We start from the raw sequence: 26,089 nt of genomic DNA, 5'->3' as shown, positions 1-26,089 counted from the left end.
TAAAGAAGAACGATAACAATGACGACTTTATTATCAATTTTAGTTTTAGTATTTATTTTCGTTGCTATTTGGCAAATGGTTAAAATCTTCGATTTGACCCAAACAGGCAAAGCAACTGAAAATAATCAAGTAGCAAACGATAACGATAACCGTATTAATGGTTATTTAATGATAGGTTTTTTAATCTTCATCTATGCCATTACCATTATCTGTTTTGTAAAATGGGGTGATTTACCATTAATGTCTAATTCAGCTTCAGAGCATGGACCTGGAATAGATAACTTAATGATTATATCAATGATTGTTATTTTCTTTGTACAAACAATCACACAGTTTTTATTACATTACTTCGCATTTAAATACAGAGGAGAAAAAGGTAGAAAAGCTTTATTCTTTGCTGATAATAACAAATTAGAAGCTATTTGGACTATTATTCCTGTAATTGTATTAGCTGGTTTAATTATTCAAGGTTTATTTACTTGGACTAGTATCATGAATATTGATGAAGATGCTGATCCAATGGTTGTTGAGCTTTATGCACAACAATTTAACTGGAAAGCAAGATACTCTGGTATTGATAATGCTTTAGGTAAAGCAAATGTTAGATTAATAGATATTAATAGAGCTAACGAACTAGGGGTTGATGAGGCTGATCCAAACGCACAAGATGATATAATTGTAAAAGAATTACACTTACCAGTTGGTAAGCCAGTGTTATTCAAAATGAGATCTCAAGATGTATTACACTCTGCTTATATGCCTCACTTTAGAGCACAAATGAACTGTGTTCCTGGTATGATTACTCAGTTTAGTTTTACTCCAACTAAAACTACAGCAGAAATGCGTGAAACTGCCGAAATTCAAGATAAGGTAGCTAACATTAATAATATAAGAAAAACAAAAAGTCAAGAATTAATGGCTAAAGGTGAAGAAGCTTTAGAACCATATGAGTTTGATTATTTATTATTATGTAATAAAATTTGTGGTACTTCACACTATAACATGCAAATGAAAATAGTAGTAGAAACACAAGAAGAATATGATGCATGGATTAAAGAGCAAAAGCTTTTTGTAGATTCATTAGTAAAAAATTAAAGTAAAGAAAACTCAAATTAAAGATTTTAGATTATGTCAGCACACGTAGAAGAACATGGACATGACGATCATGGTCATCATCATAAAGAAACATTTATAACTAAATATATTTTTAGTATTGATCATAAAATGATTGCTAAGCAGTATTTAATTACTGGACTAATAATGGGTGTTATTGGTGTAGCAATGTCTATTATGATGCGTATTCAAATAGCATGGCCAGAAGAGGCTAATCCGATGTTTGAAGCATTACTAGGTAAATGGGCTCCTGATGGAGTAATGAGTGCAGATATTTACTTAGCATTAGTTACTATACATGGGACAATCATGGTGTTTTTTGTTTTAACAGCAGGTTTAAGTGGTACTTTTAGTAACCTTTTAATTCCGTTACAAATTGGAGCCAGAGATATGGCATCTGGTTTTTTAAACATGGTATCTTATTGGTTATTCTTTTTATCAAGTGTAATCATGATAAGTTCTTTCTTTGTTGAAGCTGGACCAGCTGCAGCTGGTTGGACAATTTATCCTCCTCTTAGTGCTTTACCAATGGCTCAGGGTGGATCTGGTTTAGGTATGACTTTATGGTTAGTATCTATGGCAATATTCATTGCTTCCTCTTTAATTGGATCATTAAATTATGTTGTAACTGTAATCAATCTTCGAACAAAAGGTATGTCTATGACTAGATTACCTTTAACAATCTGGGCGTTTTTTGTTACAGCTATCATAGGTGTAGTTTCTTTCCCTGTATTATTATCTGCTGCATTATTATTAATAATGGACAGAAGTTTTGGGACTTCATTCTTCCTATCTGATATATTTATTCAAGGTGAAGTATTACACTACCAAGGTGGTTCTCCAGTTTTATTTGAGCACTTATTTTGGTTCTTAGGTCACCCAGAAGTATACATTGTATTATTACCAGCATTAGGTATTACTTCAGAGATAATTGCAACTAACTCACGTAAACCAATTTTTGGTTACCGAGCAATGGTCGCTTCAATTTTGGCAATTGCATTTTTATCTACAATTGTTTGGGGTCACCACATGTTTATCTCAGGAATGAATCCATTCTTAGGATCTGTATTTACTTTTACAACATTATTAATTGCTATTCCTTCAGCAGTTAAAGCGTTTAATTATATTACTACTCTATGGAAAGGTAACCTTCAAATGAATCCAGCCATGCTGTTTTCAATTGGATTAGTTTCAACTTTCATAACAGGTGGATTAACAGGAATTATCTTAGGTGATAGTGCTCTAGATATTAACGTTCATGATACTTACTTTGTAGTGGCTCACTTCCACTTGGTTATGGGTATCTCTGCATTATATGGTTTCTTTGCTGGTGTATACCACTGGTTCCCTAAAATGTTTGGACGTATGATGAACAAAAACTTAGGTTATGTTCACTTCTGGATAACTGCAGTTTGTGCTTATGGTGTATTTTTCCCAATGCACTTCATAGGTATGGCTGGATTACCAAGACGTTATTATACTAATACTAACTTCCCATTATTTGATGATTTAGCTAGTGTAAATGTTGTTATTACAATGTTTGCTATTATTGGAAGTATTTTTCAAATAATATTTTTATATAATTTCTTTTCAAGTATTTTCTATGGTAAGAAAGCTGAGCAAAACCCATGGAGATCTAACACTTTAGAGTGGACAACTCCAGTAGAGCATGTACATGGTAACTGGCCAGGAGCTATTCCTCAAGTACATAGATGGGCTTACGACTACAGTAAACCAGGTCATGTTGAAGATTTTGTGCCTCAAAATGTACCTTTAAAAGAAGGAGAAGAAGAATTACAACACTAGATTTATATCTATATATAATATTGAAAAGCCTTTCTGTTTAAACAGAAAGGCTTTTTCTTTATATTTGTTTATATACAATTATTAATGCTATTACGCTTTCGCGGAAATATTATGAACGAAAACCTAGATCCAACTAACGATAATTTTTCTCCTGAAGAGTTTGATGTCGAAAGACAATTAAGACCTCTATCCTTTGATGATTTTACAGGTCAAGATCAAGTATTGGAAAATCTGCAAATTTTTGTTCAAGCCGCTAACATGCGTGACGAAGCACTTGACCACACTTTATTTCATGGACCTCCAGGTTTAGGTAAAACAACCCTTGCTAATATATTGGCAAACGAGCTTGGAGTTGGAATTAAAATTACATCAGGACCTGTATTAGATAAACCTGGTGATTTAGCAGGTTTATTAACAAACCTAGATGATAGAGATGTTCTTTTTATAGACGAAATCCATCGTTTAAGTCCAATTGTAGAAGAGTATTTATACTCAGCTATGGAAGACTATAAAATTGATATTATGATTGAAACTGGTCCTAATGCAAGGACTGTACAAATCAATTTAAATCCATTTACTTTAGTTGGTGCTACCACACGTTCTGGTTTATTAACAGCTCCAATGCGAGCACGTTTTGGTATCCAAAGTAGACTTCAATATTATAAAACAGATTTACTGACTACAATAATTCAGCGTAGTGCAGATATTTTAAATGTACCAATTTCTATGGAAGCAGCAATTGAAATTGCTGGACGCAGTCGTGGAACTCCTAGAATTGCCAATGCTTTACTACGTCGTGTACGTGATTTTGCACAGATTAAAGGAAACGGTAGCATAGATATTAAAATTGCCAGATATAGCTTAGAAGCGCTTAATGTTGATGCTTATGGTTTAGACGAAATGGATAATAAAATACTGTCAACTATAATCGATAAATTTAAAGGTGGTCCTGTAGGTATTAGCACTATTGCTACTGCTGTTAGTGAAAGTACAGAAACGGTTGAAGAAGTGTATGAACCCTTTTTGATACAACAAGGTTTTATAATGCGTACTCCACGTGGACGTGAAGTCACTGAGCTTGCCTATAAACATTTAGGGAAAATTAAAGGACCAACTCAAGGAGGCTTATTTTAGAATAAAGGTATAAGTAGAGTTTTATAATTGAATTAAATATTTTAAATGAAAAAAATACCAGAAGTTTCGTTATTAAAATTCATTAAGCATTCATTAGAAATTTTAAAAAATCCATTACCTTTTCATAATAAGAATTTTATTGAAAAAGGTGATATTTTTAAATTGAATGTCAGTTTTAATTCTAAAATATACTTTTGTCGTGATGCAGCTTTTGCACAATATGTTCTTCAGAAAAACCAAAAAAACTATACTAAGTCTAACATCCAAACAGAGGATTTAGTAAAATATGTAGGTGAAGGTTTATTAACCTCTGAAGGTGAAAAATGGAAAAAACAACGTAAAATGATGCAACCCGCTTTTCATAAAAAGCAATTGCAGAATTTGTTAAGCGGTATGCAAGACACCATTGTAGAAGAATTTAATAAAATTTCTACAAACAAAACTATTGATATCTTCCCTATACTAAATGACCTTGCGTTTCAAACTGTAGTTAAATCTTTATTTACCAAACCAGCTAGAGCCAAAGATATGGAACGTCTTCAGTTTATAACTGAAGCCAATCAACGTATGTTAGTAAAAGAACTTAGACAACCTTATTTAGGTTGGTGGTTTAAAACAGGAGGTGAACTGAAAAAACATTTAAAACTATCTGAAGAAGCAAGGGTTATATTAAAGGGTATTGTAGCAGACCGTAAAGTTTCAAATAAACGTTATGACGATTTGTTGGATATGCTTTTAGAGACCAAATATGATGATGGTCAAGGCATGTCAGAGCAACAATTAATAGATGAAATATTAATCATTTTTACAGCAGGACATGAGACAACTTCAAATGCTTTAACTTTTACTTTTCAGTTACTAGCTAAGCATCCTGAATGGCAAGATAAAATCTATGCAGAGTGGTTATCTTTAGGTGGTGATGATACAGATTTAATGACAAGGGTTTCTTCTTCAAAAATCTGTCAACAAGTTTTAGAGGAAGCTATGAGGTTATATCCTCCTGCTTATTTTATAGACCGAGTAAACATTAAACCAGATGATTTTAATCAGTATCATTTTGAATCTGGTAGTAATTTATTGTTTTCAGTTTATGAAATGCATAGACATCCAAAGCTATGGGACCAACCAGATACTTTTTTACCAGAGCGTTTTAAAGATGGAGGTCGTCAATATTCTGCACAATATTTTCCTTTTGGTGCTGGACCTAGAAAATGTATAGGTAATAATTTTGCGATGTTCGAAATGATTATAGCTGTTACAGAACTACTTAAAAAGTATAAAATAGAACCTAAATCTGAAACTATTGAAATTACCCCTTTAATTACATTAAAACCTAAAAACGCATTGTTACGTTTTCAGAAAAGAAATTAATGTTTAATAATAAAACTAAGTATACTAACCTAATTAAGGATGAGGCTAAACGTTTAGGTTTTTTATCTTGCGGTATCAGTAAAGCCGAATTTTTAGAAGTAGAAGCTCCAAGATTAGAACGTTGGTTAGACAACAATATGAATGGTCAAATGGATTACATGCAAAATCATTTTGACAAGCGTTTGGATCCAACAAAATTAGTAGAGGATTCAAAGTCCGTAATTTCATTGTTATTAAATTATTATCCTGAACAACAACAAATAAAAGACACCTATAAAGTTTCTAAATATGCATATGGATATGACTATCATCATGTCATAAAATCTAAATTAAAACAATTATCGCAATACATTCAAGAACATATTGGAGAGGTGTCTGGACGTGCTTTTGTGGATTCTGCTCCAGTTTTAGATAAAGCATGGGCTGCAAAATCAGGTTTGGGTTGGATTGGTAAGCATAGTAATTTATTAACTCAAAAAGTGGGTTCGTTTTATTTTATTGCAGAACTGATTATTGACTTAGAGTTGGATTATGATACACCTGTAACAGACCATTGTGGTACTTGCACAGCGTGTATTGATGCCTGTCCAACACAAGCAATTGTAGATCCTTATGTTGTAGATGGTAGTAAATGTATTAGCTATTTTACTATTGAACTAAAAGATCAATTACCTAACACAATGAAATCTAAATTTGACGATTGGATTTTTGGTTGTGATGTCTGTCAGGATGTGTGTCCTTGGAATAAGTTTTCTAAACCACATAATCAACCGTTATTTAATCCTGATCCAGAATTGTTAGACATGTCCAAAAAAGACTGGGAAGAGATTACAGAGGATGTATTTAAAAAAGTGTTTCAAAAATCAGCTGTAAAGCGTACTAAATATTCAGGTTTAACCCGAAATATAAAATTTCTTAAAGATTAACATTTTTATCTTTAAATCTACCGTTTATCCATCCTTATTTTAAACTTGTTTTCTTCTAAAAAGATTACATTTGTAATTCACTAAAAATTGAAGTGAAGTTATGAGCAAACAAAGTAGAAGACGTGAAGCTTTAGTATATCATGCAAAGCCAACTCCCGGAAAAATAAAAGTTGTTCCAACAAAAAAATATGCATCACAAAGAGATTTAGCATTGGCTTATTCTCCTGGTGTTGCAGAACCTTGTTTAGAAATTAAAAAAGACGTTAACAACGTTTATAAATATACAGCAAAAGGAAACTTAGTAGCAGTAATATCTAATGGTACTGCTGTTTTAGGATTGGGTAATATTGGTCCAGAAGCCTCTAAACCAGTAATGGAAGGTAAAGGGTTGTTATTTAAAATATTTGCAGATATTGATGTTTTTGATATTGAAGTTGATACTGAAAATATTGAACAATTTATAGAAACTGTTAAAAATATAGCTCCTACTTTTGGAGGTATAAACCTGGAAGATATCAAAGCTCCAGAAGCTTTTGAAATTGAAAGACGATTAAAAGAAGAGTTGGATATTCCTGTTATGCATGATGACCAACATGGTACTGCAATCATTTCATCTGCAGCATTAATAAATGCGTTAGAAATTGCAGAAAAAGACATTGAGACTGTAAAAGTAGTAATCTCTGGAGCAGGATCTGCAGCCATGGCTTGTGTAAATTTATATGCGGCTTTAGGCGTTAAGCCAGAAAATATTACCATGTTTGATAAAGATGGTGTTTTACATAAGGATAGGACAGATTTATTAGATAGTCAACTTAAATTTGCTACAGATAAAAAATTCAATAGCTTAGCAGAAGCTATGGTGGATAGTGATGTGTTTTTAGGGTTGTCTGTAGGTAATTTAGTCTCGCAAGACATGTTAAAAACTATGGCTAAAAATCCTATTGTTTTTGCTATGGCTAATCCGGATCCAGAAATCAGTTATGAGCTAGCGATAGATACTAGAGAAGATATCATAATGGCTACTGGACGTAGTGATCATCCTAACCAAGTTAATAATGTTTTAGGGTTTCCTTTTATATTTCGTGGTGCATTAGATGTACGTGCGACTAAGATAAATGAAGAAATGAAAATGGCTGCAGTTAAAGCTCTGGCTAAATTAGCTAAAGAGTCTGTACCAGAACAAGTAAATATTGCTTATGGAGAAACTAGACTAACCTTTGGTAAAGATTATATAATCCCCAAACCTTTTGATCCTAGGTTAATTAGTACTGTACCTTTAGCTGTTGCAAAAGCAGCAATAGAAAGTGGTGTTGCTAAAGAACCAATAACGGATTGGCAAAAATATGAAGACGAGTTATTAGATCGTTTAGGCAGTGACAATAAAATTGTTAGATTATTATTAAACAGAGCTAAATTAAACCCAAAACGTGTGGTGTTTACAGAGGCAGACTCATTGGATGTTTTAAAAGCAGCGCAAATTGTTTATGAAGAAGGTGTTGCAATTCCTATCTTGTTAGGAAGAAAAGATGAAATCGAACGTTTAAAAGAAGAACTAGAATTTGATGCAGATGTATTAATTATAGATCCAAAATCGGACGAGCAATTAGAACAAAAAAATAAATACGCAAAAGTATTTTGGGATCAAGGTAAGCGTAAAGGTGTCACTCAGTTATTAGCTGAAAAGCTAATGAGAGAGCGTAATTACTATGCAGCTATGATGGTTAACGAAGGTGATGCAGATGCTTTAATATCTGGTTATACACGTAGTTATCCTTCGGTTGTAAAACCAATGTTAGAGCTTATTGGTTTGGCTCCAGGATCTACAAGAGTTGCTACGACTAACGTGATGATGACACAACGTGGTCCAATGTTTTTAAGTGATACTGCTATAAATATTAACCCATCTGCTCAAGATTTGACTAAAATTGCACAAATGACAGCAAAAGTGGTTAAAATGTTTGGTATGGAGCCCGTTATGGCAATGACTTCTTTTTCAAACTTTGGATCATCCAAAGACCAGACAGCAACAAAGGTTAGAGAAGCAGTTTCATATTTACACAAAAGACATCCAGACTTATTAGTTGATGGTGAGTTGCAAACAGATTTTGCTTTAAATAGTCAGTTATTATCGGATAGTTTCCCATTCTCTAAGTTAGCAGGTAAAAAAGTAAACACCTTAATTTTTCCAAATTTAGAATCTGCAAATATTACTTATAAGTTGCTAAAAGAACTTAATAAAGCAGAATCAATCGGACCAATAATGATGGGTATGCGTAAACCTGCTCACATCCTACAATTACACGCTAGTGTAGACGAAATTGTAAACATGGCAGCTATTGCAGTTATTGATGCTCAGCAAAAAGAAAAACAAGAGCAAAGTATAAAAAATAGCAACTAATTTATTCTATAAATAAATTTCTTACATTTGAGGGATTAACATAAATTTATGATTACACATATACAAGGAAAATTAGTAGAGAAAAATCCAACAGATGTAGTCATCGATTGCAATGGTGTAGGATACATGTTAAATATATCTTTACACACCTTTTCTCAAATTCCTGATCAAGAATTTTTAAAATTGTATACGCATCTTCAAGTCAGAGAAGATGCGCATACATTATATGGTTTTGCATCAACTACCGAAAGAGAATTATTTAGATTATTAATTTCGGTTAGTGGTATTGGAGCCAATACAGCTAGAACCATGTTGTCCTCTTTAACGCCTAAACAAATTAGAGAAGGAATTGCTACTGAAGATGTAGCCTTAATTAAATCTATAAAAGGTATAGGTATTAAAACAGCACAACGTGTTATTATCGATTTAAAGGATAAAATTCTTAAAATTTATGATATTGATGAAGTTTCTGTAACACAAAGCAATACTAATAAAGATGAAGCGTTATCTGCATTAGAAGTTCTTGGTTTTGCTAAAAAGCAAGCAGAAAAAGTGATTGACAAAATTGTTAAAGTAGAACCTGAAGCTAACGTAGAAACAATTATCAAACTAGCCTTAAAAAATTTATAATTTATTTTGAATACACGTCAACATACTTTTTATAAATCCCTTAAATATTTTTTATTAACAGTATTTGCATTATTGACTACAACTTTATCTTTTGCTCAAGAAGATGATGGTGCAGTGGAGCAAGATAGTACCAAAACTGGTTTTAATTTAGGGACTATTAATATGCCAAATCCAAACAGCATAGAGTCTAAATATACTTATGATCCTGTTACAGATCGTTATATTTATACTGAGTCAGTTGGTGCATTTAATATAAATTACCCTGTCATATTAACACCACAAGAATATCAGGATTTAGTATCTCAGCAAAATTTGAAATCTTATTATAAAGATAAAATTGATGCTTATGAAGGTAAAAAGGGTAATTCTGAAGAAGCTCAAAAAAATCTAATTCCTGAGTTTTATGTAAACTCTAGTTTTTTTGAAAGTATATTTGGTGAAGGACCAATATCTATAGTGCCTCAAGGTACAGTTGAAATGGATTTAGGAGTATTATTTACTAAGCAAGACAACCCATCATTTTCACCAAGAAATAGACAAAACTTTTCTTTTGATTTTGATCAACGTATCAGCTTAAGTATGTTAGGTAAAGTAGGATCTAGATTACAGGTTAATGCAAATTATGATACACAGTCAACCTTTGACTTTCAAAATCTAATAAAATTAGAGTACACACCAACAGAAGACGATATCATTCAAAAAATTGAAGTTGGTAATGTTAGTATGCCACTTAACAGCTCTTTAATTACAGGAGCGCAAAGTTTATTTGGAGTAAAAACACAATTAAAATTTGGTAAAACAACAGTTACTGCTGTGTTTTCAGACCAAAGGTCTGATGCAAAATCAGTAACAGCTCAAGGAGGAGGAACTTTAGACGAGTTTGATTTTTTTATTCGTGATTATGACGAAAATCGTCACTTTTTCTTAGCCCAATACTTCCGTAATAATTATGATAATGCATTATTAAATTATCCATTTATAAATAATAATATTCAAATTACTAGAATTGAAGTTTGGGTAACCAACAGAAGTAATTCAACAGAAAATGTAAGAAACTTTGTAGCATTTCAAGATTTAGGAGAAACAGATGTTATCGGTAACTCTGGTGTTGCAGTTTCTGGTGGTCCCAATGCTTATCCTGATAACGGAAACAATGGACTTGATCCAACTAATATTGGTAATGCAGGATCGCAATTAAATGATGCAGTAAGAGATATTGCAACGGTTCAGAATGGGATTTCAATTCCTAGTTTTAATGAAGGATTTGATTTTGCTAAACAGGAAAATACTAGAAAACTTACCGAAGGTCAAGAATATACCCTAAACACACAATTAGGTTATATATCTTTAAGTCAACGTTTAAATAATGACGAAGTCTTAGCTGTTGCTTATCAATATACAGTAGGAGGTCAAGTGTTTCAAGTCGGAGAATTTGCTAATGACGGTATTGGTGCAACAGATGTGGATGTTAACACAGATGGACAAGTCACTAACGTCACTAATAACGCATTAATTTTAAAACTATTAAAAAGTAGTATTACTAGCGTTTCGCAGCCTATTTGGGACTTAATGATGAAAAACGTCTACGATACAGGTGCATACCAATTAACGCAAGAAGATTTTACACTTAATATATTTTATAATGAAGCTGCTGCTTTAAATTACATTTCTCCTGTAGAAGGGACACCTTTTGGAGTTGATTTTAATGGAGAGCCAATAGAGCAAACTACATTATTAAAGCTATTTAATTTTGATAAATTAAATTATAACAATGATCCACAAACTAATGGAGATGGTTTTTTTGATTTTGTTTCTGGTATAACTGTTATTCCGGCTAACGGTAAAATTGTTTTTACAAAAGTAGAGCCTTTTGGTCGTTATTTATTTGATGTTTTAGACAACGATGGTAACACAGGAAATAATACAACAGATTATGAAGCGGACACTTATGCCAACCCTAACCAAGAAAAATACGTATACGATTTACTTTATAAAGCGACAAAGACAGCAGCTTTAGATGAAAGTGAAAAAAATAAATTCCAAATTAAAGGACGTTACAAATCTTCAGGAGGAGATGGAATACCAATTGGTGGATTTAATGTACCAAGAGGATCTGTTCAGGTAACAGCAGGAGGTCGTGTTTTAGTAGAAGGTCAAGATTATACAGTTAACTATCAATTAGGACGTGTTTATATTATTGACGAAGGTCTTAAAGCATCAAATATTCCAATAGAAGTTTCAACAGAAAATAATTCTATTTTTGGACAACAAACCAAGAGATATACAGGTTTAAATATAGAGCATCAATTTAACGAAGACTTTGTTATTGGTGCAACATATATTAATTTAAACGAAAGACCTATTACTCAAAAAGCAAATTATGCTAATGAACCAATAAATAATACCATACTTGGTTTTAATGCAAACTTTTCATCTGAAGTACCATTCTTATCAAGATTAGTAAATAAATTACCAAATATAGATACAGATGCACCTTCCAATATTTCTGTTAGAGGTGATTTTGCATATCTACTACCAGGTGCTCCAAAAGGTACAGATTTTAATGGTGAAGCAACTGCTTATATAGATGATTTTGAAGGCACACAAAATGGGATAGATTTAAAATCTGCTCAGTCATGGAGTTTGTCAAGTAGACCATTAAACGTTAACAATGTTACTACTTTTGATGACAATGGTATCGAAAACGGTTATGGTAGAGCAATGCTTAACTGGTATACGATTGATCCTATATTTTACGGTAGTCAACGTCCAAGTGGTATTTCTGACGATGATATGTCTAGCCTATATACTAGTCGAGTTTTTGTAAATGAATTATTTCCAGAACAAGATATAGCACAGGGACAAACAACAGTATTAAACACATTAGATTTATCGTATTACCCACAAGAACGTGGACCATATAATTTTGAACCTGGTACTGAAAACGAAACCATAGCAAATCCAGCAGCAAGTTGGGCTGGTATTACACGTCAAATAACTTCTACGGATTTTGAACAAGCCAATGTAGAGTATATTGAATTTTGGTTACAAGATCCTTTTCAAGAAGACACTAGTAATCCAGGAGGTAAACTTTATATTAATTTAGGTAATATTTCTGAAGATGTATTAAAAGATGGACGTAAACAATATGAAAATGGATTGCCTCAAGATGGTAATGTTAGTTTGTTACCACAAACAGCTTTTCAATCTGTAGTTCCTCAAAATCAAGCCTTAATTTATGCATTTGATACAACAGGACAAGAACGTACAAATCAAGATGTTGGTTTTGATGGTTATGATGATGGGGAAGAAGCAACAAGTTTTCCTTCAGGTTTTGCAGGATTAACAGATCCAGCAAAAGATAATTATAACTACTATCTTAATGCCGAAGGAGATATTTTTGATAGATATAAGTTATATAACGGAGTAGATGGTAACTCTCCTGATACGTTTAGTGATACAAACCGAGGGTCTACAACACAACCAGATGTTGAGGATGTAAACCGTGACAATACAATGAATACTATTGATAGTTATTTTGAGTATGAAGTAGAAATCACTCCTGCATCACTTAATATTGATAACGAATATATTGTAGACACTAAAAACGTAACAGATAATAATAATCCTAGAGTCTTACCAAATGGAGATACTGCTTATCCAAAATGGTATCAGTTTAGAATTCCTATTCGTACAGATGATGAGTTTGTAGTTAATGGTATAACAGATTTACGTTCGATAAGATTTACAAGATTATATTTAAACGAGTTTCAACAAAATACAACCTTACGTTTTGGTACTTTAGAGCTAGTACGTAGCGATTGGAGACGCTTTCAGTTAGCTTTAGATGGTGGAGCAACGCCTTTAGATTTTGAAGATACAGATTTTACAGTTGGAGCAGTTAGTACTCAAGAAAATGATGGTAGTTACGTGTCTCCACCTAGTGTAGTGCCAGAGCAGTTAAATAATAACAATACTATAGTTAGGCAAAACGAACAAGCTTTAGTCGTTGATGTTTGTGATTTAAAAGCAAAAGACGCAAGAGCTGTGTTTAAAAATATAAGTTTAGACATGCGTCAATATAAAAAACTAAGGATGTTTATGCATGCTAGAGATGGCGAAACACCTGGTTTGTCAGATAATGAACTTGTAGGATTCATAAGAATGGGTAATGACTTAACTCAAAACTACTACCAAATAGAAGTGCCTTTAAGTGTTTATAGTGGTGGATCCTCAGCAGAAGCCTTTTGGCCAGATGTAAATGAAATTAATATAGAGTTAGAAGTTTTACAACGAATTAAATCGTTAGGTATAAGTAACCAAACGTTAACCGATGGTTCAGCTAATTTTTATGATGTTGTAGGTTCAGACTTAGTACCTGTTGTAGATCAGTTTGCAGGTTATGTTACAGGTCAACAGCGTGTCGCTATTAAAGGAAATCCAAATTTTGGTGATATCAGAACTTTAATGGTTGGTGTTAAAAACGGAACCAATAACGTGCAATGTGGTGAAGTTTGGTTTAATGAATTAAGGTTATCCGAAATGGATAATGAAGGTGGTTGGGCTGCAATTGTAACGGTTGATACACAGTTAGCAGATTTTGCAAGTGTTAGTGCATCAGGAAGGATGAGTACTGCAGGTTTTGGAAATGTTAATCAAGGTCCAAGTGAGCGTAGTTTAGAGGATAGTAAACAATATGACGTTGTTACAAATGTAAATGTTGGACAATTATTACCTAAAAAATGGGGTATTCAGATTCCGTTTAGTTATGGTCAAGGGGTTGAGCTTATTACTCCTAAATACGATCAACAATATGAAGATTTAGAATTAGATACAAGGTTAGATGAAGCAGCAGATTCTGAAGAAAGAGATAGGATATTAGAACAGTCAGAAGAATATACCAAACGTAAAAGCATTAACTTTATTGGTGTTAAGAAAAACAGAGTTGGAGACAGTAAACCTCGTTTTTATGATGTCGAAAATGTAACATTAAATTATTCGTACAACAAACTAGAGCATCGTGATTTTGAAATCGAAAGATCTGTAGATAAACAAGTAAGAGCTGGTGTTAACTACGCTTATAACTTTGAACCTAAAATTATTGAGCCTTTCAAGAAAAACGATTCATTGTTTACGGGTAAATATTGGAAAATTATTAAAGACTTAAATGTTAATGTACTGCCTGCAAGTTTCACAGTAAATACAGATTTAAATAGACAATTTAACCGTCAAAAATTTAGAGATATTGACCTAACTGGTGATAATATTGGATTAGAAGAATTGTATAGACGTAATTATACTTTTGACTATCAGTATAATGTTAATTGGAATTTAACTAAATCTTTACAAGTCAATTATTCATCTTCAAATAATAATATTGTTCGTAATTACTTTAAAGATAATATCATTAACGGAGAACCTGATCCGTTATTAGATGTTTGGGATGGCTTTTTTGATTTTGGTGATCCAAACAGACAGCAACAACAAATAGGAGTTAATTATGAATTACCATTAAATAAAATTCCGGCTTTAAGCTTTTTAAAAGCAACGTATTCTTATTCTGGATTATTTCAATGGGAAAAAGGATCGGATCTATATGGAAGCTTATTAGCTGATGATGGAAATACTTATGATTTAGGTAACTCTATTTCTAACGGAAATACCCATAATATTAATTCAACTTTAGACATGAATAAGTTGTATAAATTTTTAGGTATAGCAAAAAAGAGAAAAACAAGTAGAGGTAATAAAGTTGCTCGAGGATCAAGAGCAAGTGGACCACCAATTGCAGAAAAAGGTAAAAAGAAAACGGAAACCAAAAAGAAAGGAGATGGTTTTGGTGCTAAAATAGGAAACATAGGTCTTGGGTTATTAACCTCTGTAAAACGTATACAAGCAGTTTATAGTGAAACTAATGGTACTTATTTACCAGGATATTTACAAACACCAGGGTTTTTAGGAACCGTAAAACCTACTCTAGGTTATACTTTTGGTAGTCAAAGTGATGTTAGAGCGTTGGCTGCAAGAAATGGTTGGTTAACAACTTTTCAGGATTTTAACCAACAATACACTACCAATCAAACTAAACAGTTAGATGTATCTGCAAATCTAGAACCTTTTAATGATTTTAAAATTGATCTAGTTGGTTTTAGGACTTATGCTGAAAATTATACAGAAAACTACAGAATTGAAAATGGTGACTATTTATCATTAACACCAAATACATATGGTAATTTTAGTATTTCAGCATTTACATTACCAACAGCATTTGGTAAAAGTGATGAAAATGGATCACAAGCATTTGATGATTTTAGAAACAATAGATTAGCAATAGCAAGGCGTCTAGCAATACAAAATGGATCAGATCCTAACGATGTAGATGAAGACGGTTATCCTAAAGGATTTGGTAAAACAAGTCAACAAGTTTTATTACCTGCTTTTGTTAGTGCATATACAGGTCAAGATGCTAGTAAAACTAAACTAGGAGCTTTACGAAATGTGCCAATTCCAAACTGGGATATTAAGTATTCTGGATTTATGAAAATGAAATGGTTTAAAAAGAATTTTAAACGTTTCTCATTAACCCATGGATATCGTTCTAGCTACAATATTGGTCAGTTTAGGACTAACTTGGACTATGATGGTATTGATTATTCTCTAGATTACGATAATCAACCAACCGAAGACCTTGATCAAGCAGGAAACTTTAAAAGTGAAGAATTATATAGTAGTGTGACTTTGACAGAAATGTTTAGTCCGCTGTTTAGATTTGATATGGAAATGAAAAACTCGGTTAGAGTATTGTTAGAAATGCGTAAAGATCGCATGTTATCTTTAAGTTTTGATAATAATTTAATGACTGAAATTTCAGGAAACGAATATGTAGTAGGTTTAGGGTATCGTATAAAAGATGTACGTATCAAATCCAATTTAGCAGGACCTAAAAAGGCAATAGTATCCGACTTAGTTATGTCTGCAGATGTATCTGTAAGAGATAATAAAACAATTATTAGATATCTAGATTTGGATAATAATCAAATCACAAATGGACAAACAATTTGGGGCTTAAAATACAACGCAGAATACGCTTTTAGTAAAAACCTAACAGGAGTGTTCTACTTTGATTATACATTCTCAGAATACGCAATATCAACAGCATTTCCACAAACAACAATACGTTCTGGATTAACCTTAAGATATAATTTCGGAAATTAATAGGTCATTGTTTGAAATTAATCGTCATTAAGTTACATTTGTAATTCAAAAAATAAAATAATGAATATACCATCAGAATTAAAATATACTAAAGATCACGAGTGGGTTAAAGTAGAAGGTGACCAAATTACAGTTGGAATTACAGATTTTGCACAAAGTGAATTAGGTGATATCGTTTATGTAGAAGTTGAAACTTTAGACGAAACCTTGGATGCAGACGAAGTATTTGGTACTGTTGAAGCAGTAAAAACGGTTTCAGATCTATTTTTACCAGTATCTGGAGAAATAGTTGCTTTTAACGAAGACTTAGAAGACGAACCAGAAAAAGTTAACACAGACCCTTATGGTGATGGTTGGATGGTTAAAGTTAAGGTGTCTGATGCATCTCAATTAGATAATTTATTATCAGCAGACGATTATAAAGCATTAATTGGTGCGTAAAACGTTACCAATAATTAGCTTTGGTTACAGCTTATTGTTATTGTACGTATGCCTTATAAATGTAAATGAGGTTGTAGAAATACCAAGTTATAATGATAAGGTCACACACCTAATAGCTTATTTTTTATTTACTAGCGTTTGGTTTTTGTTTTTTTATGGTTTTCAAAAAAAACAAAAAAACAAGCTTTAACACGTTCATTTATCTTTGCCATAGTATTTGGTATAATAATTGAAGTATTACAAAAAGTATTAACAGAGCATAGGGAAGCCGATTATAAAGATGTTATAGCCAATGTAATAGGTGCTCTAATAGCAGTTATAATTATTAATTTAATAACATACTGGAAAGTTAAAAACAACTAATAGCTTGTTTTTTTAACAAATAAATAGTTATTTTAGCAGTCAGTAAACATCAAAAGATATGGAATCTAAAAAAAATACAAAAGCAAATGTAGGACGTAACAGTTCTCTTTATGTTGCGGTAGGACTAGCATTAATGCTATTTTTATCTTATGTAACAATCAATTACACAACAACAGAAAAATCTGACATTGATATAGGTATGTTAGTTTTTGATGATACTGATGATGAGGATGTGCCAATTACTGAAATTCAGAACACTCCACCACCACCACCACCACCACCAGCTGCTCCTGAAGTAATTGAAGTGGTAGAAGATGAAGAGGAAATAGAAGAAACTATTATAGAATCAACTGAAACTACTCAAGAAGAAGTTGTTGAAATAGAAATTGCAGAAGTTGAAGAAGTTGCAGAAGTTGAAGAAGATATAGATGTACCATTTTCAATTATTGAAAACGTGCCAATTTATCCAGGATGTGAAAGTGCTGGTAACAATGACGCTAAAAAGAAGTGTATGTCTGAAAAGATTGGGAAATTCGTTAGAAAAAACTTTAACGCAGACTTAGCACAAGATTTAGGTCTTGATAGTGGTGTCAAAAGAATTAATGTTGGTTTTAAAATTGACAAAACAGGTAAAATTGTAAATATACAAGCTAGAGCACCTCACCCAAAGTTAGAAGCAGAAGCTAAACGTATTATTGCTAAATTACCAAAAATGAAACCTGGTAAGCAAAGAGGGAAGCCTGTAAATGTACCTTACGGATTACCTATTACTTTCAAAGTAGAGTAAAACATATTCCATATAAATATTAAATCCCGTTACTTTTAGTAACGGGATTTTTGTTTTTGGTACGTTTATTGTTAAATATTCATAATATTAATATTTAAACTATCTTTATTATGAAAAACCCTATCAAAAACAAAGAATGTTGTCAAGAAAACCAGAAAACATTCAAAAAGTCTCAAAAAAAGAAGCTAATTTATCAAAGAATACAGCGTTATATTTTCAGATTGGTTTAATAATGTGTTTGTTAGCAGCTTATGGTGCTTTAGAAATGAAATTTGAAGAGCACGATTTTAATCTTCCTGATACAGCCACAATAGCTTTAGATGAAGATTATATGTTTGCGCCAACAATTGCAATACAGCCAGATGCTGTAGAAACATCGGAACCTGTTAAGAAGCAGCCACAACCTGTGATTGATCCAGAGATAATTCCAGATGATACGCCTGAAAAAGAAACAAGTAAAAAGTTAGAGTCAGATATATTCAAACCAACTAAAACCGAAAACACAAAACCAACTGTTAATCCTGGCGATCTTGAGGTTTATAAAATTCCAGAGGAAGTACATGTTAATTTTGTGGATTTGGTGCCTGTGTATCCAGGTTGTGAAAGTGCAAGTAATAATGATCAACGCAGAAAATGTATGTCAGAAAAGTTATCAAATTTAGTTCAGAAAAAATTTGATAGAGATTTAGGTGCTGACTTAGGTTTAAAAGAAGGGATTCAACGTATTTATGTTAATTTCAGAATTAATAAAGATGGATTAGTAGAAATTATAAATACAAGAGCAACACACAAAGACCTTGAAAAAGAAGCCAACAGAGTAGTGGATAAAGTACCGCAAATGACACCAGGTAAACAAGGTGGTCAACCTGTTTCGGTTTTATATAGTTTACCAATAATATTTCAGGTAAAATATTAATAGTATTAATTATAATGTTTTAAGTCGCTATCATAATCAGGTAGCGACTTTTCTATTTTATAGCGTTAATAAAAAGCAGTATCTTTCGCCTTAATTAAACCCTTAAAAACTAAATATGAAGACTTTCATTTTAGGACTAATATTAATTTTTTCTACTGTTGCTTTTTCTCAAGATACTTCTGTATATCATGTATCTCCTAGATTTGAAGTTTGTGACACTACTGATTTAAAACAGCTTGATGTTTGTTTTAATCAAGAAGTGTATAAAAATTTTTATACTAATTTTCAGCAACCTAAAACAGTTAAACCTGATTATGAAGGAGAAGTCGCTGTGGTTTTTGAAGTTTCTAAATCAGGAGAGTTTAAGACTATTTATATTGATGCACAGTTTAATCAATTAAAAGAAGAAGTTAAACGTGTGTTTGCAGAATTTCCTGTGGTAAAGCCAGCCACCTATAATGGTAATCCTACATTTAAACAGTACAGCATCACGCTGTATTTTCCGTTAAACGAAAATAATTCACCTGTAAATTCATCTAAAACTATTTCAATTTCTGATGACAATCAAAATAATACAGTTAACAAAATAGAGCAATTAACAGCGTTACAACTTAAAGCTAAGCAGGAATTTGATAGTGTTCAAAAATCGGTTACTGATTATACAGACAAAGCGTATTCAAGTCAAGTTAATATACCTTTTTCTCATGAAAATTATTTTAGATTTGATCAAGATATAAATAGAATAGGTACAAATAGCCATACAGCTTCAAAACCTTTTATGTATGAAGATGTTGATGATTATTATAGTTTTTCAGAAGAAAATAAGGCCTTAAAAAAAGAAACATCAACTTGGTCTGGTCGTAAATTATGGAATCAACATCTAGTACAACTTCAAAGTAAAGATTACTGGTTTACTTTAGACCCTATTTTTGATTTACAATTAGGAAAGGATACTGATGCAGATTTTAATTACACGTATAATAATACTCGTGGTGTGTATATACAAGGTGGTTTAGGTAGTAAATTTAGTTTTTCGGCCTCTGTTTATGAGAGTCAAGGTCGATTTGCTCAATATTTTAACCAATATGCAGAAACCTTAAAAGCATTTGGTCCTGATCCAGCCATAATACCTGGTCGTGGTATTGCTAAAAGATTTAAGGAGGATGCTTATGATTATCCTGTTGCAGAAGCTTATATGTCTTATTCTCCAGCTAAGTTTATGAATATACAATTTGGTCACGGAAAACAATTTATAGGAGATGGTTACCGTAGTTTATTACAAAGTGATGTTGCAAGTCCTTACCCCTTTTTAAAACTAAATACTAAGTTTTGGAAAATTAAATATACTAATACTTGGACCTGGTTAAAAGATGTGCGTGATGAAGTTGAAGAAGATAAAGCTTTTAAAACAAAATATATTGCAAATCATTATTTAAGTTGGAACGTCAACAAACGATTAAACTTAGGTTTTTTTGAGTCTGTTATTTGGGAAAATAGTAACGATCGTGGTTTTGATATAAACTATTTAAATCCATTAATATTTTTTAGAGCTATTGAGTTTGAAACTGGACAAGGTGCAGGGAATGCCATTTTAGGTGCTTCAGGTAAATATAAGTTAAGCGATAATGCTAACGTTTATGGACAGTTTATTTTAGACGAATTTTCATTAAGTGATGTCACAGGAGGAAATAAAAGCTGGAAAAATAAATATGGTTTTCAGTTAGGAGCAAAATATTACAATGCTTTTAAAGTGAAAAATTTAATGCTTCAAGCTGAATATAACCAAGTGCGACCATATACGTATTCTCATAATACAATTGTGTTAAATTATGCTCACAATAATCAACCTATGGCACATCTTTGGGGAGCAAATTTTAAAGAGTTAGTCTTAATTGGTCGTTACCAAAAAGACCGTTGGTTTGCAGAGGCTAAATTAATTGCAGGTATTAGAGGATTTGATATTAATGACGGAACAGATAATTTTAGTTATGGTGCTGATATTTACCGCAATTATAACGATAGACCGTTTGATACAGGTGTGACCATTGGTCAAGGCATAAAAACTACAACTGTAAATGCCAGTACACAATTGGGTTATTTAGTTAATCCAGCGTCTAACTTAAAAGCATTTGTTAATTTAAGTTACCGTAATTTTAATCCAGAAGCTCAAACAGTTTCTGTCATAAATAATAGTACAGTTTGGATAAATTTTGGTGTCAGAACAGATTTGTTTAATTGGTATTTTGATATGTAGACCGTGTTTTTTTAGCCTTTTGACCTAAAAAAGTCCCAAGTGTGGTTTTAACCACAGCAATATTTTGAAAAATATGGCTTTTTCGATGAAATGCATTGTTTTTTGAAAAATAAATTAGTTTAGAAGTTTTTTTTTGATTTGAGCAACCTATTATAAATCAATATGAAAAAATCAAAAAACCATTTGTCAATCTTACTTTTTTTAAGTCTCTTTTTAGTCTTAACTAATTGCGAAAAAGAAGAAGATTTGTATGTAAAACAAAATTATAAAACACAGCACTCAAATTTTAGAGTTTCACATATCGGTGAAACTGAGATTAGTCAAAATAAAAAGCTTTCAGAAAAGTTGCATACCTTATTAGATGTAATTGAGGAAAGTAAAATAGCAAAATCAGGTAAATTAATTTTTTCAGAGGCAGATGATTTTTACATAGAAACAGATGTTGCTACCTACATAGAAGATTTTATCACAAATAGTCACTCATATACCTTTCCTGTAACTAGGGTAGGAGATGGTAGTGGTATTGAAAACCTATTAATAGTTTCACAGCAAGACGGTAGTTATAAAACGTTATTAATTAAATATGATCTTACGCCTCAAGAGGTTTTAGATATAGAACATGAGGTTTATGTTGATATTACTAATAAAGTAAGTGTTTTTAATTTGGACGATAATACACTCATAAATGATATTTTTAATAAAAACGTGTTTGCTGAAGAAGAAGAATGTATACGTGTATTAATGTGTCCATGGAGCTCAGATGGTTTAGGAGAGCCTCATCCAGCAGGTCAAGAATGTATAGACGCAAATAGAACTGGGTCAGATGCTTTATATTATACTTTTACGGGTAATTGTACAGGTAGTGGTGGTGGTACAGGAGATACTGCTAACCCAACAGATACGTCCAATGGTCCAAATTATGGAGGTAATACAAATGGTAATACTACATCTATAACTACGTTAAGTCCAAAAAAGAAAAGACAAAAGGGTTTTAATATTAAATTAAGACATCTTAACTTAATACAATGCGAGAATGTTGATAATAATCTAACTAATGAAGATTGGGAAGAACTTTACGACTATTTGGAAAGTGAATTGTTATTAGTGGATCCTGATGGGTTAGCTACGGAATATCCACAGGAAGCAGAGGACTTTGCAATTAGTGCTGTAGAAGCTGTCTGTGAGGATGGGGGTTTTGATTTTGAGGATGTTAGTGAGTTTATTGAAATTTTAGAAGAAATTTCAACAGCTAAACTAGAAAGATATTTAGAGTTATTAGAGATTATAGATAATGACCCATGGGCATTAATACAAAATTGTGCAGAACAAAATGGTTTAGACACGTCTAATTACTTAGATTTATATAATTTGCCTTTCCCTGAAGAATGCTCTAGTAGATTAGGCCAATTAGGCTCAGGTTTTGGGGGTAATCCAGCAGCTTATATGCACCAACCTATTACTGATGGTAATGTGCCACTTGCAAATATTGATTATTATGGAGTAGAAGTTACAAACTATCCTGATTTTAATGATGATGGTGCCGATGACTCAGAAGCTGAAATATATCAGGCATTTAGAGATAGGTTTATAGATTTAGCTAGTGGAGAAGTAGAAGACTTTCAATTCAGTTGTGATATTCCTGGCAACTCTACAGACACAGCCGATATTGCTTGGGAGTTTGTACCCTTAGGTACAAATGATGGAATAGATTTTGTTTCTAATAATCCAATAGCTTCTATTTTATTGATTGAATCTGAAGCTGAAGGAATATTACCATCAATTGCTAATGACGAGGGAGCTGTTATAGTTACTGAATTTACAAATAATGATTGGGCAATTTCTACAATTATTACACCAAGTAATGGTACACAACCTTTTTCAGGTAATCGTCAATGGGGTTGGTTAATTAACGAAAATGGAAATTTAGAATTATTTACAAGAGCAGTTGATGTAGCTAATATTGCTAAAATATTAAATCTTGCTCCTGGTACTGATACAGAATGTCAGCAAAATTCATATTATGATTTAGCTGCAGCAACTTGGCAAAATATGCAAGAAGAAATTGTACAATGGGTAAATGAGAATGGAGGTCAAGCTAATATTGTTACAAGTACAGCAGCTAGAGTTGATAAAGAAAAAATAGAAGAATTACTAACAAGTAACGAAACAATAGAAGAAATTAATTGTGAGTAAAATAGCTAAAATAATTATCGTCCCTATACTTTGTGTGTTGTCATTGAGTTTTATAAATTTTTGGATTATACCATTAATATTTTGTTTGGTAATTATATTATGTAATTTAAATGAATTCAATTCTGAGATTACTTTTAAATTTTTTATTGCCTCAAATATTAGTTTTATTATTGGGATATTAGTTTATTCTTTGACAGGAAATTTATTAGAGTTAGTGCTTGAAAAAAGTTTCTAATAAGAAATTGGGGTATTGTAGATATTTCGTATTTAGTTGCTGTTGGTATTATATCTCCAATGTTATTTTTTTATATGAATTCATTATTCATAAAGAAAATAAGCTTTTTTAATAACTTGAGAAAAATCTTGATTGGAGTTATTATTATTTCTGTGGCTTTAATAATAATTTATTCATATGATATTCATTCAGATTTTAGTTTTAAAATATGGCAATTTGTTGTCGCTTTTATACTCCAATTTATTATATTAAATGATTTTGATAATACTAGTGAAATGTAAATATGAAAACATGAATAAAAATAACTTAATATTAATATTTATTAGCTTCTCATCATTTGTTTTTTCACAAGATGTTAATGATGATAGTCAATTATTTAGAGAAATAAATGAACAAATTTTTGACTTGGCTCCTAAAACAACTATAGAAAGCAATAAGAGATTTGGTAGGATAAATGGTAAAGTTAAAAAAGAAATTATTATTTATTCGGATAGTCTCAAAATTATAAACCTATATAATAAGCAAGTTAAGTTGACGCAATCTAAGGTGTTTGATAAAGATAAATTTAAGTATGATTTTAACTATATTTATGCTGATGATGGTATAACACTTCTAAAACAAACTGGCATCTATAATCTGGATTATAAAGTTCTTAAAAAAGATAAATATTCAAATAATTATTATGCTGTAAAATCGGATGGAAAAAAGCAAGGTTTAGCTTACAAATATTTAGATACGCTTTTTGTAAAAGATTCTAAGTTTGAATATGAGTATATCAAACAAATTAATTCTAAATACAGTTCTATCAACGAGTTTAAATATATTTATAAATATGGTTACTCTAAGTTTTTAAAAGAAATTAAAATCTTTAATAATAACATTCAAGTTGGTCATGCTAAAAATTTTTACAATACAAATAAGCAAGTCATTAAACAAGAATTATTTTGGCATTATGACATGTTTGTAGAAGATACAGGTTTTCCATCAGTAAGAAATTTTATAAGTAGAATAAAATATTCTGATGGATTAATAACATCAATTGAAAAAGAAGCTTATTATCCTGATAATTTAGAGTGGAGAAAATCAACCATAAATTATGATTGTAAATTAAGTAAAGTAAAAACAATAACGACTGTTAACTGCAATTGTGATAATAATGAAATCATTACCATTGATATTGATTTTAATGGAAACTGGATAGAAAAATCAATCAGAAAGGACAATAAGGTAATAAAAGACACTAGAATTATAGAGTATTATCAATAAAGAATGGATTATAATTTAAATCTACTTGAACAAAACAAATGCCAAATTATTATTTGTCAAAACCACAAGTCTAAAAACCTTGTGGTTTTTTTATGCCAAATTCCTTTTTAGCAGTATCTTTGCACAAGCAAAAAAATAACGTTGGTTTGAGTACAACAGCAACAACTACAATAAAACATACAGTAATATCAGATTTTAAAGAAATCACTAAAATGCGTTTGTCATTAAGTGTTGTGTTTTCGTCAGTTGCTGGTTATTTTTTAGGAGCCGAAACTATCAGCCTAAAAATTGTGTTATTACTAGCATTAGGAGGTTATTTTATGGTAGGAGCAAGTAATGCGTTTAACCAGATAATCGAAAAAGACTTGGATGCTTTAATGCATCGTACAAAGCACAGACCTGTCGCATCAGGTCGTATGACAGTAAATACAGCCTTTTTAATAGCATGTTTATTTACTGTTTTAGGTATTACAATTTTATATACTATTAATGCTCAAACAGCTATGTTTGGAGCTATTTCTATATTTTTATATACTAGCGTTTATACGCCTTTAAAAACAAAAACACCATTATCTGTTTTTGTTGGAGCTATTCCAGGAGCTATTCCATTTATGTTAGGTTGGGTTGCTGCTACAGATAATTTTGGTATAGAGCCAGGAACATTATTTGCATTGCAATTTTTTTGGCAATTCCCACACTTTTGGGCTATAGGTTGGTTTTTATTTGACGACTATAAACGTGGTGGCTTTTTTATGTTGCCTACAGGTAAACAAGATAAAGGGACAGCCATACAAGTGTTATTATATACCATTTGGACAATTCTTGTATCTATTGTGCCAGTATTTGGTGTGACAGGACGATTAAAACTATCTATTGTCGCAGCAGTTGTAGTTTTTGGTTTAGGAATTATGATGTTAACTTATGCTATTAAACTCTATAAAAATAGAACCGAAAAAGCTGCAAAACAATTAATGCTATCAAGTGTATTGTATATAACTTTAATACAAATAGTATACGTTATCGATAAATTTATAAGATAAA

General features: G+C 31.6%; 16 protein-coding genes. All 16 read left to right on the top strand.

Annotated features, from left to right (window positions below; translation table 11 throughout):
* Positions 1–18 precede the first annotated feature (18 nt).
* The 16 genes from AC0L4B_RS01755 (at position 19) to cyoE (ending at position 26,088) form a co-directional block, all read left to right on the top strand.
* Positions 19–1,095: a cytochrome c oxidase subunit II gene (locus AC0L4B_RS01755; RefSeq protein WP_473438285.1), complete on the top strand. Its 1,077-nt coding sequence runs from the start codon at positions 19–21 to the stop codon at positions 1,093–1,095.
* A gap of 33 nt (positions 1,096–1,128) precedes the next feature.
* Entirely contained in the window at positions 1,129–2,919 is a 1,791-nt protein-coding gene (locus tag AC0L4B_RS01750; RefSeq protein ID WP_473438284.1) for a cytochrome c oxidase subunit I, read from the top strand.
* A 111-nt stretch (positions 2,920–3,030) separates the two neighbouring features.
* Entirely contained in the window at positions 3,031–4,053 is a 1,023-nt protein-coding gene (gene ruvB / locus AC0L4B_RS01745) for a Holliday junction branch migration DNA helicase RuvB (protein WP_473438283.1), read from the top strand.
* 45 nt (positions 4,054–4,098) lie between these two features.
* Positions 4,099–5,424, top strand: a complete 1,326-nt coding sequence (locus AC0L4B_RS01740; protein ID WP_473438282.1) for a cytochrome P450 — start codon at positions 4,099–4,101, stop codon at positions 5,422–5,424.
* Positions 5,424–6,350 carry a tRNA epoxyqueuosine(34) reductase QueG gene (gene queG / locus AC0L4B_RS01735; RefSeq protein ID WP_473438281.1) on the top strand — a complete coding sequence of 309 codons (927 nt, stop codon included), beginning with the start codon at positions 5,424–5,426 and terminating at the stop codon, positions 6,348–6,350. Before AC0L4B_RS01740 ends, queG begins: the two co-directional genes overlap by 1 nt.
* 100 nt (positions 6,351–6,450) lie before the next feature.
* On the top strand, positions 6,451–8,748 hold the full coding sequence (locus AC0L4B_RS01730; protein ID WP_473438280.1) for an NADP-dependent malic enzyme: 2,298 nt from the start codon (positions 6,451–6,453) through the stop codon (positions 8,746–8,748).
* 48 nt (positions 8,749–8,796) lie between these two features.
* Positions 8,797–9,378 (top strand): Holliday junction branch migration protein RuvA, encoded by a 582-nt coding sequence (gene ruvA / locus AC0L4B_RS01725; protein WP_028289322.1) that lies wholly within the window; start codon positions 8,797–8,799, stop codon positions 9,376–9,378.
* A 6-nt stretch (positions 9,379–9,384) separates the two neighbouring features.
* Positions 9,385–16,593, top strand: a complete 7,209-nt coding sequence (gene sov / locus AC0L4B_RS01720; RefSeq protein WP_473438279.1) for a T9SS outer membrane translocon Sov/SprA — start codon at positions 9,385–9,387, stop codon at positions 16,591–16,593.
* Positions 16,594–16,653: 60 nt separating this feature from the next.
* Positions 16,654–17,034, top strand: a complete 381-nt coding sequence (gene gcvH, locus AC0L4B_RS01715; protein WP_473438278.1) for a glycine cleavage system protein GcvH — start codon at positions 16,654–16,656, stop codon at positions 17,032–17,034.
* A 138-nt stretch (positions 17,035–17,172) separates the two neighbouring features.
* Positions 17,173–17,397 carry a VanZ family protein gene (locus AC0L4B_RS01710; RefSeq protein WP_473438277.1) on the top strand — a complete coding sequence of 75 codons (225 nt, stop codon included), beginning with the start codon at positions 17,173–17,175 and terminating at the stop codon, positions 17,395–17,397.
* Between the two features lie 58 nt (positions 17,398–17,455).
* Complete coding sequence (locus AC0L4B_RS01705) at positions 17,456–18,184, top strand: energy transducer TonB (RefSeq protein WP_473438276.1); 729 nt, start codon at positions 17,456–17,458, stop codon at positions 18,182–18,184.
* A 136-nt stretch (positions 18,185–18,320) separates the two neighbouring features.
* Positions 18,321–19,100: an energy transducer TonB gene (locus AC0L4B_RS01700; protein ID WP_473438275.1), complete on the top strand. Its 780-nt coding sequence runs from the start codon at positions 18,321–18,323 to the stop codon at positions 19,098–19,100.
* A 115-nt stretch (positions 19,101–19,215) separates the two neighbouring features.
* Positions 19,216–21,354 (top strand): gliding motility protein RemB, encoded by a 2,139-nt coding sequence (locus AC0L4B_RS01695; RefSeq protein ID WP_473438274.1) that lies wholly within the window; start codon positions 19,216–19,218, stop codon positions 21,352–21,354.
* Positions 21,355–21,516: 162 nt separating this feature from the next.
* Complete coding sequence (locus tag AC0L4B_RS01690; protein WP_473438273.1) at positions 21,517–23,547, top strand: hypothetical protein; 2,031 nt, start codon at positions 21,517–21,519, stop codon at positions 23,545–23,547.
* A 526-nt stretch (positions 23,548–24,073) separates the two neighbouring features.
* Positions 24,074–25,048 (top strand): hypothetical protein, encoded by a 975-nt coding sequence (locus tag AC0L4B_RS01685; RefSeq protein ID WP_473438272.1) that lies wholly within the window; start codon positions 24,074–24,076, stop codon positions 25,046–25,048.
* A 92-nt stretch (positions 25,049–25,140) separates the two neighbouring features.
* Positions 25,141–26,088, top strand: coding sequence for a heme o synthase (gene cyoE, locus AC0L4B_RS01680; RefSeq protein WP_289044782.1), 948 nt, complete (start codon positions 25,141–25,143; stop codon positions 26,086–26,088).
* Position 26,089: the final 1 nt, after the last annotated feature.

The sequence above is a fragment of the Olleya sp. NP1-10 genome (genome assembly GCF_055804415.1).
Note: the sequence above shows the minus strand (reverse complement) of the source record. Positions and strands in the feature narration are given on the sequence as shown.